Annotated in this window: 10 protein-coding genes; 6 read left to right on the plus strand and 4 right to left on the minus strand. The window is 49.1% G+C overall.

Annotated elements, in window-relative coordinates:
- The first annotated feature begins 10 nt into the window (after positions 1-10).
- From M1L66_RS14990 to M1L66_RS15000, 3 genes are read left to right on the plus strand one after another with little or no spacing between them, the layout of a single operon-like run.
- Positions 11-1,576: an alpha-amylase family glycosyl hydrolase gene (locus tag M1L66_RS14990; RefSeq protein ID WP_434693813.1), complete on the plus strand. Its 1,566-nt coding sequence runs from the start codon at positions 11-13 to the stop codon at positions 1,574-1,576.
- Between the two features lie 11 nt (positions 1,577-1,587).
- Complete coding sequence (locus tag M1L66_RS14995) at positions 1,588-4,068, plus strand: beta-mannosidase (protein ID WP_434693815.1); 2,481 nt, start codon at positions 1,588-1,590, stop codon at positions 4,066-4,068.
- A gap of 23 nt (positions 4,069-4,091) precedes the next feature.
- Complete coding sequence (locus M1L66_RS15000) at positions 4,092-5,795, plus strand: phospho-sugar mutase (protein ID WP_434693816.1); 1,704 nt, start codon at positions 4,092-4,094, stop codon at positions 5,793-5,795.
- An 86-nt stretch (positions 5,796-5,881) separates the two neighbouring features.
- Here the strand turns inward: M1L66_RS15000 and M1L66_RS15005 are convergent, their stop codons facing one another.
- From M1L66_RS15005 to M1L66_RS15015, 3 genes are read right to left on the minus strand one after another with little or no spacing between them, the layout of a single operon-like run.
- The gene (locus tag M1L66_RS15005; protein ID WP_434693819.1) at positions 5,882-7,264 is read right to left on the minus strand and encodes an alpha-L-fucosidase; all 1,383 of its coding nucleotides are present in this window, start codon (positions 7,262-7,264) and stop codon (positions 5,882-5,884) included.
- A gap of 18 nt (positions 7,265-7,282) precedes the next feature.
- Complete coding sequence (locus tag M1L66_RS15010) at positions 7,283-9,097, minus strand: histidine kinase (RefSeq protein ID WP_434693821.1); 1,815 nt, start codon at positions 9,095-9,097, stop codon at positions 7,283-7,285.
- 15 nt (positions 9,098-9,112) lie between these two features.
- The gene (locus M1L66_RS15015) at positions 9,113-10,159 is read right to left on the minus strand and encodes a response regulator transcription factor (protein ID WP_434693824.1); all 1,047 of its coding nucleotides are present in this window, start codon (positions 10,157-10,159) and stop codon (positions 9,113-9,115) included.
- A 195-nt stretch (positions 10,160-10,354) separates the two neighbouring features.
- Here M1L66_RS15015 and M1L66_RS15020 point away from each other — a divergent pair, with 195 nt between their 5' ends.
- From M1L66_RS15020 to M1L66_RS15030, 3 genes are read left to right on the plus strand one after another with little or no spacing between them, the layout of a single operon-like run.
- Complete coding sequence (locus M1L66_RS15020) at positions 10,355-11,281, plus strand: ABC transporter permease (RefSeq protein WP_187024451.1); 927 nt, start codon at positions 10,355-10,357, stop codon at positions 11,279-11,281.
- A gap of 37 nt (positions 11,282-11,318) precedes the next feature.
- The gene (locus M1L66_RS15025; RefSeq protein WP_434693828.1) at positions 11,319-12,248 is read left to right on the plus strand and encodes a carbohydrate ABC transporter permease; all 930 of its coding nucleotides are present in this window, start codon (positions 11,319-11,321) and stop codon (positions 12,246-12,248) included.
- Positions 12,249-12,284: 36 nt separating this feature from the next.
- Positions 12,285-13,901, plus strand: coding sequence for an extracellular solute-binding protein (locus tag M1L66_RS15030; RefSeq protein WP_434693829.1), 1,617 nt, complete (start codon positions 12,285-12,287; stop codon positions 13,899-13,901).
- Between the two features lie 93 nt (positions 13,902-13,994).
- Here M1L66_RS15030 and M1L66_RS15035 read toward each other — a convergent pair whose 3' ends face one another.
- Complete coding sequence (locus M1L66_RS15035) at positions 13,995-14,678, minus strand: dihydrofolate reductase family protein (protein WP_434693832.1); 684 nt, start codon at positions 14,676-14,678, stop codon at positions 13,995-13,997.
- Positions 14,679-14,783 lie beyond the last annotated feature (105 nt).

The raw sequence follows: 14,783 nt of genomic DNA on the forward strand, positions 1-14,783 counted from the left end.
TGAATCAGTGGTGGAAAATACGGTTTTTTATGAAATATATATAAGATCCTTCTGCGACACCGGTCAGAACGGGAAGAACGGTATCCGGGGGATCACCTCGAAGCTGCCGTATCTGAAAGAACTGGGAGTGGGCGGAATCTGGCTCACTCCTTTTTATCCCTCTCCAAAGGTAGATAACGGATACGATGTTTCCGATTATTGCGGTGTGGATCCGGATTACGGAACAATGGATGATTTTGAGGAAATGGTGAAGGCAGCCCATAAGCATGGTATCAGGGTCATCATTGATATGGTTTTGAATCATACATCGACCCAGCACCCGTGGTTTATAAAATCAGCCGCCTCCAAAGACAGCAGTGAGAGAGACTGGTATATCTGGAAGGATCCCGTTAACGGAGGGGAGCCGAATAACTGGGAGTCCTTTTTTGGTGGAAGCGCATGGGAGTATGTGGCGTATGGGGATTCGGGACAGTACTATTACCATTCCTTTGCAAAGGAGCAGGCAGACTTAAACTGGCAGAATCCTTCCGTGGAGGAGGCCATTTACCAGGTTCTGGATTTCTGGCTTCTGAAAGGCGTGGACGGTTTCCGTTTTGATGTGATTAACAACTTATCGGTGTCCGGCTCTATGGTGGATAATCCGGTCACGGGAAACGGGGAGCAGCTTCATGAAAATGATGTCAATCAACCGGGGGTTCAGGCGGTTATCAAACGGATGGCAGGCAGGATCAGGGAGAAGAAGCCAGATGCATTTCTGGTTGGAGAGATCAGCAGCGACGATTTAACCAGAATTCATTCCTATACGAGCGTCGGGAGCCTGGACACGACTTTTAATTTTAATTTGGGAAGCAGGGAAATATTTCAGCTCGACGAGATCTATGAAGAATTAAAGCGCATGCAGGAACTGTACGGGGATTCAGAATATCCAACTCTGTTTTTTGGAAGTCACGATATGAGGCGTTTTCCAGACCGGTTCGGATTTTCGGAAGGGAAAACGAAATGCCTGCTGGCGCTGATGCTTTCCTGCAGGGGAATCCCGTTTCTGTACTTTGGAGATGAAATCGGAATGAAAAGCCGTATTCTGAATTCTGTGGACGACGCAAAGGATGTTCAGGGAATACTGGCCTACGAGTCGGCTCTTAAAGAGGGAAAAAGCAGGGAGGAAGCGGTTCGGATTCTGAATGAACGATCACGGGATGCCTCCCGCAATCCTATGGATTGGGACGAGGCTGAAAAACAGAGAGAGGATCCGTCCTCGATCTGGAATTTCGTCAAAAATTTCATTGAACTGAGAGAGAGAACTGCGGTGCTGACAGAAGGAACTATGGAGCTGCGAAAACTGAGGAACGGTTTGATAGAAATCGAGAGAGCGCTGGGAATGGACCGGGTTCGCATTATGATTAATTTTTCGGATTGCGGGGTGACGGTCCCTGTTGAAGGCAGCTGGCGAATCCTATACGCTTCAGACAGCGTACCGGATAGCAGATCAAGGGAAAAGAACGGAAAAGACTGTGTGAAGCCCGGAATGGTCCAAATGCTGGTTCCTGGCGGAAACTGTGTGATTCTGGAAATATGAGGATAAGGTAAATGAAGATGATACAGAAACTGACAGATGGCTGGAAGCTCAAAAGCTGTTCCACTGGCCAGAGTTTTGAAACGAAAGTACCGGGAACCGTATACGGAACCTGGCTGGAGCATGGAGCGATGAAGGACCCTTACTGGAGAGACTGTGAGGAGGCCGCGCTGGCCATGATGGATGGGGACTACGAATATGAGATTTCCCTGTCGCCTGATGAAGCTGTGATGGGCTGCAGGGATATCCGGCTGAGATTCGAAGGAATTGATACTCTGGCGGATATTTTCTTCAACGGGGTTCATCTTGGACATGCGGATAATATGCACCGTATATGGGAGTATCCGGTAAAATCACTGATAGGAGAGACCAATAAAATCAAGGTACATTTGTATTCGCCGCTGTCCTTTATCAGAGAAGCCTATGAAAAGACTCCTTATGACGGTGCGCCCGAGGCTATGCAGGGCTTTCCGCTTCTAAGAAAGAGCCACTGCTCCTTTGGATGGGATTGGGGACCGAGGCTTCCGGACGCCGGTCTGTTCCGGGAGGTATCCCTGATTGGCGTGAATCAGGCCTCCATCTGCGATGTGCATATCAGACAGAGGCACAGCGGAGGAATCGTGATCCTGTCCCTTACTACCACTGTGGAGGCGGCCGATGATGCGGCCTGCTCCTGCCTGCTCAGAATCACGGATCCGCAGGGGATGAGTATCTCGTACCAGATGGAAGGCGAAAAGTATCAGTTTTCAAAAGCTGTGACAATAAAAAACCCGGAGCTGTGGTGGCCGAATGGTTATGGAAAACAGCCTCTATACCAGGTAGAAGTCATGGTGGCTGCAGATGGTGAGCTTCAGGATAGCTGGAGCCGAAAGATTGGCCTCCGAACGATGACGGTCAATACGGAGGCGGATGAGTATGGGAATAAGTTTGCCCATGAAGTGAACGGTGTGGAAATTTTTGCCATGGGAGCGGATTACATACCGGAGGACTGCATCCGCGGCCGCGTCAGCCGGGAACGGACAAAAACGCTTCTGGAACACTGCAGAAACTGTAATTTTAATGTGATCCGCGTCTGGGGAGGCGGATCCTATCCCGATGACTTTTTCTATGACCTGTGTGACGAAATGGGTCTGATCGTATGGCAGGATTTCATGTTTGCCTGTGCGGTTTATCCTCTGACGCCGGAGTTTGAAGCAAATACAGCGGCGGAAATCCGGGATAACGTACGGCGCATCCGCCATCACGCCTGCCTGGGCTTATGGTGCGGCAACAATGAGATGGAAATGTTCCTTGCGGAAAATCAATGGGTGAGAAAGCCGCTGCAGAAGACCGAATATTTGATTATGAATGAAAGAATCATACCGGAATTACTGAGGCAGCTTGATCCGGATACCTTTTACTGGCCGTCCAGTCCGTCATCGGGCGGGGATTTCGATCATCCCAACGATGAGAACCGCGGAGACGCCCATTACTGGGAAGTGTGGCATGGAGGCGTTCCGTTTACGGATTACAGGAAATACTATTTCCGCTATCTCTCTGAGTTTGGGTTCCAGTCATTTCCTGCGGTAAAGACCATTGAACAGTTTACTGAGCCGGAGGACAGAAATATTTTCTCCTATGTGATGGAAAAACATCAGAGAAATGCCGGGGCTAATGGAAAGATACTTCAGTATATGAGCCAGATGTATCCGTATCCGGAATCACTGGAGCTTCTTATTTACGTTTCGCAGCTGCTGCAGGCAGAGGCTGTCCGGTATGGTGTGGAACATTTCCGGAGGAACCGGGGGCGGTGCATGGGCTGTGTCTACTGGCAGTTAAATGACTGCTGGCCGGTGGCATCCTGGTCCTCCATTGATTACTACGGCAGATGGAAGGCGCTTCAATATTTCGCCAGGCGCTTTTTTGCTCCGGTCCTGCTTTCCTGTGAGGAAGAAGGCGCTCTGAGTTCCTCCATGAATGTAAATGAGGAGAACCGCTGCATCAGAAAAGCGGCCCGATTCTGTGTGACCAATGAGACAAGGGAGCCGGTAAGCGGATTTATCAAATGGAGCATTCAGGATGCGGCGTCTGACATCTGCCGGCAGGGACAGTACAGTGTGGAGGTGGAAGCACTTTCAGTCTGCAGCTATCCATGGATTGAATTTCCGGATATAGATATCAGGAACCATTATCTGTCCTATGAACTCTGGCTTCATGGAGAAATGGTTTCGCATGGCGTCAGCTTATTTGTTCCTCCAAAACATTTTGAGTTCGCAGACCCGAAGCTGGAACTGCGCAGGGAGGGGGAGACACTGCTGATCTATGCAGCAGCCTTCGCCAAAGGGGTTGAAATCGGAAACGAGGCTGGTGATTTGCTGCTTTCCGACAACTATTTTGATATGGTTGCAGGGGAGAAACGTGTGCAGGTGCTGCAGGGAAGTATGGAAGGGCTGTATGTGCGCAGTATGTATTCATTGATGCCGTACCACGGTACAATTATATGCCGGACAGACTGATATAAGGAAACAGGAGATAAGAAATGACCAATTACAGGGATGAGTATCACAGATGGTGCGAAGATTCGTATTTTGATGACAATACAAGACAAGAACTGAAAGCCCTTACCAGCGAGGAAGAGATCAAGGACCGTTTCTGCAGGGAACTGGAATTTGGAACCGGCGGACTGAGGGGAATCATGGGGGCGGGGCTGAACCGAATGAACCGCTATGCGGTGAGGAAGGCGACGCAGGGGCTTGCAAACTACATAAACAGTCAGGAGCGTACGGATAGAAAGGCGGTCATTGCCTATGATTCCCGCCATAACTCGGCGGAATTTGCCATGGAAGCGGCGCTCTGTCTCTGCGCAAATGGCATAGAGGTATATTTATTTGACAGCCTCCGTCCCACGCCGGAATTATCTTTTGCCGTCAGAGAACTCCAGTGTATGGCAGGAATTGTTGTGACTGCCAGCCATAATCCGCCGGAATATAACGGCTATAAGGTATACTGGGAGGATGGCGCTCAGATTACCTGTCCAAGAGATGCGGATATTATGCGTGAAGTTAAGGCGGTAAGCGACTTTGCTTCTGTGAAATATATGGGGCAGAGAGATGCCGTGTGCGGCGGACTCTTACATTTTATTGGTGAGGAAATCGACTGCCGCTACTTATCGGAGCTTAAAAAGCTTGTACAGGAGCCGGAGCTTTTAAGAGAAAGGGCACGGGAACTGAAGATTGTATATACGCCCCTTCACGGTACAGGAAATGTTCTGGTCAGAAGAATTTTAAAGGAACTGGGATTTGAATCGGTATATGTGGTAGAGGAACAGATGCAGCCGGATGGTGATTTCCCAACCGTAGAATCGCCGAATCCTGAAGATAAAAGGGCGTTTGCCATGGCGCTTGAGCTGGCTAAGGAGACAGATGCAGATGTTGTATTGGCGACTGATCCGGATGCAGACCGCCTTGGCGTATATGCCAGAGATAAAGGGACTGGAAATTATATGGCATTTACCGGCAATATGTCTGGAATGATTCTCTGCAATTACCTATTGGAACACAGAAAAGAGAGAAATACGCTGCCAGAATGCGGTGCGGTGGTTACGACAATTGTATCGGGGAAGATGGCAGGTGCTGTCTGCCGGGAATACGGGGTAAAGCTCATTGAAACATTAACCGGCTTTAAATATATTGGGGAACAGATCCGCCTTTTTGAAAAACAGGGTACTTATGAATATCTCTTTGGCTTTGAGGAGAGCTATGGCTGCCTCGTCGGCACTTATTCCAGAGATAAGGACGCAGTAGGGGCTGTTATGGCGCTGTGTGAGGCTGCAGTCTATTACCGGACGAAGGGGCTGACCCTTTGGGACCAGATGCAGAAGCTCTATAAACGATACGGGTATTATAAAGAAAGTATCCATACCATTGTGAAAACGGGTACGGATGGCGCGGCATTCATGAATCGCTTAATGGAAAATATGAGGAATAATCCCCCAAAATCGCTTGGAGGTCTCAAGACCGTCAAGGTTCGTGATTATCTTAACGGTGATACTGGTCTTCCAATATCAGATGTGCTGTATTTTGAACTCGAAGGCGACAGCTGGCTCTGTATCAGACCGTCGGGAACAGAACCTAAAATTAAGATTTACATAGGGACCAGAGGAAAGGACGAGAGAGAAGCGGAAACCCGGCTTGGCGCAATATGGGAAGAAGCAGAGAAAATACTGGAGGAAAAGCGGAGTTAGCGTGTGCGAAAACACCGCGGCAGAAGGAGGCCGGGAGCATGAAGTTGTGCTCCCGGCCTCCTTCCGCCGCAGAATACCATCAGCAGTTAAAAGCGTATAACAAAACAGTCCGCATATTCCCCGCCTGTGGCTGACTCCGGCGGCAGATGAAGGATCAGTGCGCCAAATTCGGTGGTATAGTCCACCGGTTCTCCAGTCCGCATGAGCGTTACCGAGGCAATCTGTTTTTTTGGCTCCGGAAGGTGAAGGCAGAGCTTCGAAGGCAGGGACGCGGTCTCTTCGTAGAGGTAGAATGCATAAACGGTATCTTTCTTTGCCGTATACTTTACCCGGTTTTCATAATAGGGCGCCGTGATTTCTGTCTCATAGATGCCTTCTCCATGGACGGACAGCCATTTGCCCATATCTCTTAAAGAGGACATGGCGGGCGCCGGCAGAAGTCCGTCCGGCTGCGGGGCCACATTGAGCGCCAGATTTCCGCCTTTTGATACGACATCCAGCAGCAGGTGTACCAGCTGACGGCCGGACTTAAAGCAGTCTGTGTAATGGAAGGAAAATTTTTCACCGACCGTTGTGCACGTCTCCCACGGCACGAAGAGCGGCGCGTCCGGGATTTCCTTTTCCGGTGTGATGATATTTTCATATTCGCCGCCTGCGGTGCGGTCGCAGACAATCAGATGGGGCTGTGTGGTGCCGCGTATCTCTTTGACAATCTCATTCAGACGGATATCCTGGCCCTCGTTCCCGGCGTTGACCCAGCCGCCATCCAGCCACAGCACGTCTACTTTTCCATAGTTGGAGGTCAGCTCGCGAAGCTGGGCGTGGGTATAATTTACAAATTCCTCCCACAGCTTTGGATAGTCTGTAACGGAATAGTTGATATTTCTGGTGGGCGCGGTGCCGAATGCCTTATGCCAGTAGGCATCGCTGTGCCAGTCCGGCTTGGAGAAGTAGACGGAGATGGCCAGTCCCTGCTTTTTAAATTCCCGGTACAGAGCCCCGGTGATATCGGAATCCGGGTGAGAGGAGAAGGGGCAGGAGGGATCTGTTATTTTATAATCGGTGGTCTTCGTATCGAACATGCAGAAGCCGTCGTGGTGCTTGGTGGTGAATAAAAGGTACTTAAAACCGCATTCTTTTGCAAATTCTGCCATGCGGTCCGGGCGGAATTTAACCGGGTTAAAGGTTTTATTGCAGTCGATATACTCCTGCTTGAAGGTCTCTATATCGGTCCAGTCCACATCCTTCTGAGACCAGCTGCCGTCTCCGTCGGAGAGGGGCCACGACTCATAGGTCCCCATCTGGCAGCCAGGCGCCCAGTGCATCATCAGGCCCAGCTTTAATCCCATGAACCATTCGAGATGCTCTTTTACGGCGGGCTCTTTTGGAGCTATGTAGGTCTCTGCCGCCGAATAGCCGTGAATTCCATTCTTTACAATTTCATTCTTAACGATCGTTTTCTTTTCCATATCAAAGTTCTCCTTTTATTATAATTTAGCAGCGGAAGCTTCCCTGTATTTAAATTCTGCCCGTGCCGTAAGCCGGTTGTTATCATCAACGTAGTACTTAAGTCCGCTTTCCGGTCCGAAATGGAGGCGTATCCGGTCGTTCACATTGCGTATTCCAAAGCCGTTGGTCACCTTTAAGTTGTTCGTTTTATAAGCCAGATACTCATTGAGCAGATCAGGGTCACAGCCCTGGCCGTTGTCTGATACCTCCAGAATGAAACGGTCCGCCTCATGTGTTACAGAGACCGTGATCTCGATCGCCGTTCCCGTCGGCTGGCCGCCGTAGCGGATGGAATTTTCCACCAGGGGCTGAAGCGCGAATTTTGGAATCAGAGTATCGGCTGAGGCGTCTTCCGAAGGAACGGAAAGCCTGATATCTCCCTGATGCCGGAGCTTGTAGATCGCAATATATTCTCCTATATTGGAAAGCTCTTTCGCTAAGGGGATGAGCTGGTCGGCCTCCATGATGCTGTAGCGCATGAGATTGGCAATGGAGGCGAGGATCTCCGCCAGATCATCCTGATTGCGGGTCAGAGCAATCCAGTTGACCGCGTCCATTGCATTGAAGATAAAATGGGGATCGATTTGTGCCTGCAGTGCCTTTAATTCCGAGTTTTTCTGCCTGATTTCCTGCGCCTGGACATCATGAATCAAGCGGTTGTTGTTGATAATCAGCTTCGTGAAGCTTTCCTCCAGACTGACGATTTCCCGGTCCTTCGATACGTGAAGGCTCTTTAAGTCAAAGGTTCTCGTATCGGTGATGGAACCGATCACCTCAGAAAGGAGGATAATCGGCCGTGTGATGCGGTCTGAAGCCGTGAAAATAACAGCCATGGCACATAGTGTAATCAGCAGAGAGATCACGGAAAAGCGTACCATTACCGGACGTACTGTACGGTTGATATCGGAGTAGGGCGTAAGCGACAGAAGGGTGATATCCTGATCGGAATCGTCAAAGTTTACCAGGTAAGGCTCCCCGCCGATTACGTGGTGAGAACCGGTTCCGGCCTGGTATAAGGAGGTATTCCCGCTGACCTCTGCAAGTGCCTCTGTGTAGAAGCTGTGATCCGGGCCGCTGGGGCTGGCGTAGAGAAGCTGCCCCTTTTTGTCCAGAAGGGCGTAGCCGCTGTTGGGGGTGGGGGGAATCCCGCCGAAAACAGAATCAATATAGGGCATTTTAATGCTTATGACCATGATGGCCTGCCCATCCTTATAGTATGGCCCAGTATAGCTGGTATTCTGGATCTTTTTGGCAAGGCATAGCTCTCCGGAACTTTCATTATTAAATACGCAGGTGTAATTGGAGGCCTCCAGAGTATTTTTATACCACAGATCGTCCTTCACCAGGGTGTTGGTAAAGATGCTGCTGGCTGTACTGTAAGGATTCGTGCTCAGGGTCCTGGCCTCAAACATCGATGAGATGGGAAGCCGGTCATTGAGGAACAGGGTATAACGGTAGCTGTTGACATCATGAGACATCGTAAGCAGCGAGTAGTGAGAGAACTGGGACTGCAGGGCGGCGCGGACCTGCAGCTGTTCCATGGGCTCGGTGGAGGTGCAGCTGAGCTGATTGCCGATGGCGCGGTCGCTGATAAAATGGATGGTGATCTGTCTCAGATTATTCATAAAATTAGAGGCCAGATGGCGGTTTGCCATGACCTGTGCCTCCTGCCGTTCCACCACAGCGTCCGTTACCGTATTGTGAAAATAAAAGTACATAAATATGTAGAAGGTTAAGAGAAAGAAGAGGATGATAGCCAGAAACAGACCAGATATTTTTTTACGGATTGCCATGGGACCCCTCCTTTTTTATATTTTCAGATTCCGGTATTCACTGGGGGTAAAACCCGTCTTTTTCTTGAACAGCTTGGCGAAATATTTGGCGTCCTCGTAGCCCGACATCGCGGATATCTCCCCGATGGAGTAACGGCGGTCGGCCAGCAGACGGCGGGCGTAGTCCATACGCATTGCGGTCACATAGGAAATTAAGTTGGAACCGGTGGCCTGCTTGAACTGGGAGCTTAAGTAGGACAGCGATACGTGCATACTGTCTGCCAGGACGGAGATGTTGAACTCCGGGTCAGAGTAATGTTCGCCGATATACTCCTTCGCATAGGTGATAAAGGACTCGCTGTATGCCTGCTTTTTCTGATTCATCCCGGTCAGAACGTCGTAATAGCTGGTTATGATGAAGTTGATCTTTTCCTGGGTGCCCGGAGAGTCCCAGAACTGTTCCATAGCGCGCTCCCTTGAGACGGTGATGACCGTCCGGTTTATATCGATCTGGGAAAAATAGGCGTATAAGTAATTGATCAGCTGGATTCCCAGAGGATTGGCAGAGCTGCTGTGCATGGTGCTTACAAAATAGGAAGAGCGGAAAAACTGATCCAGCGCTTCCATATTCTGATTGTGGAGTATTGATAATATTTTCTCTTCCAGACCGGAATCCCAGGCATTTAAGAACCGCTGCTTTCGTTCCTCATTTTCCTTGTAAAACTTAACCAGGAGGTTTTCGATCTGATTGACCTTTTCTCGTGTGATTGGCTTTAAGATGTAGTCTGCAACGCCGTACTTGAGCGCCTGTCTTGCATATTCAAACTCCCCGTGGCCGCTTAAGAGGATCATGCGGGTGGCGGGAGACTGTGCGTGTACCAGCTCTGCCAGCCTCAGTCCGTCCATACGCGGCATCTTGATATCGGAAATAATGACATCCGGAGGAGTGACTGCCATATATTCCATCGCCTCCTCCCCGTTGGCAGCAGTTCCGGCAAGCTCACCGTGAAATGCTTCCCAGTGCAGCATAGAGTTTAAACCTCTGACTGCAAAAATCTCGTCGTCAACAAGAAGAACCTTCATAATTTGTTTCCCTCACTTTCTATGTAGATGATTATAGAGCATGAAGGTCAGCCGCGCAATCGGTTCGGAGCGTTCCGAAATAAAAGTACACCTGAGATAAAAAAAGTCTCCTTGTGGAATGGAATCCCATAAAGGTATAATTATGCCAGAAAACATCAAAGCAACAAGAGATGTGAAGAAACAGGGGAATAAGAAATGAAAACAAAGCAAAAAAGTGAATGGTTCTATTTTAAGAAAAACCTGCCGCTCACACTCATGGCCCTGCCGGGAATTATCCTGATGATTTTATTCAAGTATCTGCCATTGTCCGGCATTGTCCTGGCCTTTAAGAAATACAACATTAGAAAAGGGATATTTGGAAGCGAATGGAACGGGCTGGAAAACTTTAAATTCCTGTTTAAGACCAGCGACGCATGGATCATCACCCGCAATACCATATGCTACAATCTGGTTTTTATTGTGCTGGATCTGGTGGTCGCGGTTACCGTGGCGATCGTGCTCAATGAACTGTTAAATAAGAAAAGAGCGAAGCTCTTCCAGACGATCTTCATGGCGCCTTACTTTCTGTCATGGGTTGTCGTTTCCTTTATTGCGTTTGCATTCTTAAGTGTGGATAACGGGTTATTGAACCACATTCTCCGCTTTTTTGGAAAAGATGAGGTTCAGTGGTATACACAGAAACAGTACTGGCCGTTTATCCTGGTATTCTGCCAGCTCTGGAAGACCGTGGGTTACTCGACTGTCATGTACTTAGGCTCTCTGGTGGGGATTTCCAATGATTATTACGAAGCGGCCATTATGGATGGGGCAACGAAGTGGCAGCAGATTAAGTATATTACGCTTCCCTGTATGCGTTCCATGATGATTGTACTGACCATACTGGCGATCGGAAAGATGTTCTACTCTGATTTTGGGCTATTCTATCAGCTGCCAAGGGATTCAGGCCCCCTTTACCCGATCACCAACGTCATCGATACATATGTTTATCGGGCGCTAAAGGTCAGCGGCAACATCGGAATGGCTTCGGCTGCCAACTTATATCAGTCTGTAGTCGGCTTTATTCTGGTGCTGGGCTCTAATTTCATTGTGCGAAAGATCGACAAGGACAGCGCGCTGTTCTGACATCTGCGGTTGTTTTAGTCAGGAAAGGGGAATTGCCATGAAAAAGAAATATAGAGACGAGGAAGCCGGAGCGGATTCCTGCGTCAATCATATCAGTAAGAAGACGAACGGGATCATGAACGTGATTCTGACCTTGATGGCGCTTGCCTGCGTGCTGCCGGTTCTGTTGGTCATTATCGTGTCCTTCAGCAGTGAGCAGAGCATTTTTGAAAATGGCTATACATTTTTCCCCAGTGAATGGAGTCTGGAGGCCTACCGGCTTTTCTTAAAAATGGGGGATCAGGTGGTTCGTTCCTACGGAATTACGCTGTTTGTCACGATTGTGGGAACGGTGTTCAGCCTGGCGGTGACGACGCTTCTGTCTTATGTACTTTCGCGGTCGGATTACCGGTATGGAAAGCCATTGACATTGCTGCTGCTTTTTACGATGCTGTTTAACGGCGGCCTGGTTCCCAGCTATATGGTCAACACACAGCTTTTAGGGCTTCGGGATTCTGTTTGGGCGCTGATTTTACCCATGTCGCTCAATGTGTTTTATGTGGTGGTGCTGCGGACCTTTTTTAAGAGCATACCCATGGAGATTGTGGAGGCAGCTACCATCGACGGTTCAGGGGAATTCAATACCTTTTTGAAGATCGTTCTTCCGCTGTCTAAACCGGGAATCGCCACCATTGGCCTGTTTACCATGATCGCTTACTGGAACGACTGGTTTCTGGGCATGCTTTACATTTACGAGACGAAAAATTACCCGATCCAGACGTTCTTATGGAGTATGCAGAACAGCTTGGAGTCATTGAAACAGAGCTCGGCTAACGCGCTGGAGTACGCGGAGATGGCAAACAACGCTCCGACCAACAGCGGCCGAATGGCCTTGACCGTACTGGTAGTACTGCCTATTCTTTGCGCCTATCCCTTCTTCCAAAAATATTTTGTGAAGGGACTTACAATCGGCGGAGTCAAAGGGTAAGCTGTTATAAATTTATGTAGAAGGAGGAAGTAAGAAATGAGAAAAGGAAAGGTGTGGGCATGCGCGGTGCTGAGCGCGGCAATGGCAGCCAGCCTGATGACAGGCTGCGGCCCTTCAAAGACGACGGATGGCGGTACGGCAGCCTCGGCGGATACGAAGGCAGCAGGAGAGACAGAGGCTTCGAAGGGAGCTGAGACAGAGGCTTCGAAGACGGCGGATGAGCCTGTTACTTTAAAATGGTATATGTCCTTGAATCCGGTGGATGCGGATACCGATAAGGTTATTGCGGCATTGAATGAGTATACGAAGGAAAAGATCGGTGTGACGATCGATTACACAGTCATCGCCAATCCCGATTACAAGGAAAAGATGCCGACCCTGATCAACTCCGGCGAGTATTTTGATATCTGCTTTACCGCAGACTGGACTACTAACTACGTGCAGTTTGTGGCCAAGGATGCATTTATGGATATTACGGATGCAGTGAAGCAGTACGCTCCTGAGACGTATGAGTTCATTCCTGAGTCCTTATGGAAGGCTGTTTCCGTAAACGGAAAGATCTATGGCGTTCCCTCCTATAAGGAGATGGGCTGGCAGAGCGGTTTCTTCGTAAACTCTACCATGGCAGAAAAGTATGGCATTGATTTAACCGCAGTAAAGACACTGGAGGACTATACGGAAGTGTTAAAGACCGTCAAGGAAAAGGCTGATGCGGCAGGAGAGGATGTCATCGGACTTTCCGGCCTTGGAAGCTCCGGCGGCTCCTTCAACATGCTGTATCCCTACGAGAGTCTGTCCGGCTCCAGAGCACTTCCAGGTGCGGCCGCAGTGCCGGGATACGAGTACTTTAAAGATCAGACGGGAGTGTTTAATCAGTATGCAACACAGGAATACATGGATTACTGTAAACTGGTGAGAAGCTGGTATGAGGCGGGGTACATGTCCAAGGATCCGGTAAACTATGATACCGACATTGCCAACCGCGACAATGATTTTAAGAACGGCAAGCTGTTCTCCTATATCATTTCATACGCTCCGGGAGCGGCTGAGGCTGAGGCGGCTAAGACAGGGCACGGCGTGACCTTCGTTCCGCTCATGGACCCGCTCTTTGAGACAAAGAACGCGCGCGGAGGAATTCTGGCTATTTCTTCTGCTTCCGAACATCCGGATAAGGCACTGGAGTTCATCAACCTGTTAAATACCGACGAATACGTAGGAACCCTGATCCGTCACGGCATTGAAGGCCAGCACTACAGCGCGGTAGGCGATAACCGGGTGGACCGCACAATGGGCGGAACGCTGAAGATCGAGGACAACGGCTATGTTAATTATACCTATGGATGGCAGTTCGGCACACCGTTCAACCAGAAGTGGGATATCTCTTACCCGGATAATATCGAACAGTTATTCGAGGAATATAATGCGAAGGCCATAACGGCTCCTCACAATGGTTTTACGCTGGATAACAGCCCGGTGGAAACCGAGATAGCGGCTATCTCCAACGTGGTGGATGAGAACGCCAAAGCGCTGGAGTCCGGTATGGTAGACCCTGAAGTCTATATACCACAGTTCTTAGATGCACTGAACAAGAACGGAGTCGAGGATTTGCTGGCAGAAATTAATAAACAGCTTACAGAAAAAGGATATCAGTAAAAACAGAGTATGGCCTGCGTTAGGATATCAAAAACAGATGAAATGCTTCTGAAGCAGACTTGCGGCTCACTGGCAGGTCTGCTTCAGCTGATATTATCCTACAACTTCATACCTCAATCGCAAATAAGAATCCTCCATCACCTCACACCTCACAAGCTTCAGAACTCCCAACAGCCCCAATTCCTCCCTTCCCGTAATCGATGTTCCATCGATCAGTGTAGCGGTATCTTTTCCGCCAATCAGAACCGGAGCGACAACGATATCGATGTAATCAAACAATTTCTCCCGGAGAAACAATCCGTTCAGCATCCCCCCCGTTTGTATGGTAATTCTTTCACAATGGTATACCGCGTACAATTCTTCCAGCACTGCCCTTAAATCTAATTTCTGCTGACAGAAGATATGCAGATTATTTTTCTGTACAGAAAACGCTGGATGCTGCGAATTCGTGGTGACAAGTACAAACGTCTTCGCCCGTCTGCAGAAATATCTTACACCGTGATCGGTTAAATTCTTATTATCTATGACAACGAAAGAAACCGGTGTTTTGTCCGGATACTCTTTTTGGTTTACGCCGAGCTTGGCCTGTACGAGCCCTGAATTCAGGGACCAAAGATCCGTTGTCTGTTCAATCTCATAGTATTGATGAAGCCCTTCCTTTACACCGTCCATCGCGGGATAATCGCTGTCCACATCCAGCAGATCAGAATTTCCCGTACTTATTTTTCCATCCACAGAACTAAGCATAAATAGTGTTGTGACTGGCCTTTTCTTCATATTGTTCCCCCCCAATCTTTATAAATCAACTGTATCATCTATCCGGGGTAAATACCTGTCTTTCTCTGGTATTTTTTGTCCGACGACCCGGAAACTTACGCGGAC

This window comes from Hungatella sp. SB206, from assembly GCF_051132295.1.
GTDB classification, from domain to species: Bacteria; Bacillota; Clostridia; order Lachnospirales; family Lachnospiraceae; genus Hungatella; species Hungatella effluvii.

Excerpts from the sequence above, each read along its gene's own strand:
- M1L66_RS14995 (WP_434693815.1), top strand. The coding sequence starts at position 1,588 with ATGAAGATGATACAGAAACTGACAGATGGCTGGAAGCTCAAAAGCTGT.
- M1L66_RS15000 (WP_434693816.1), top strand. The coding sequence starts at position 4,092 with ATGACCAATTACAGGGATGAGTATCACAGATGGTGCGAAGATTCGTAT.
- M1L66_RS15005 (WP_434693819.1), bottom strand. The coding sequence starts at position 7,264 with ATGGAAAAGAAAACGATCGTTAAGAATGAAATTGTAAAGAATGGAATT.
- M1L66_RS15010 (WP_434693821.1), bottom strand. The coding sequence starts at position 9,097 with ATGGCAATCCGTAAAAAAATATCTGGTCTGTTTCTGGCTATCATCCTC.
- M1L66_RS15015 (WP_434693824.1), bottom strand. The coding sequence starts at position 10,159 with ATGAAGGTTCTTCTTGTTGACGACGAGATTTTTGCAGTCAGAGGTTTA.
- M1L66_RS15020 (WP_187024451.1), top strand. The coding sequence starts at position 10,355 with ATGAAAACAAAGCAAAAAAGTGAATGGTTCTATTTTAAGAAAAACCTG.
- M1L66_RS15025 (WP_434693828.1), top strand. The coding sequence starts at position 11,319 with ATGAAAAAGAAATATAGAGACGAGGAAGCCGGAGCGGATTCCTGCGTC.
- M1L66_RS15030 (WP_434693829.1), top strand. The coding sequence starts at position 12,285 with ATGAGAAAAGGAAAGGTGTGGGCATGCGCGGTGCTGAGCGCGGCAATG.
- M1L66_RS15035 (WP_434693832.1), bottom strand. The coding sequence starts at position 14,678 with ATGAAGAAAAGGCCAGTCACAACACTATTTATGCTTAGTTCTGTGGAT.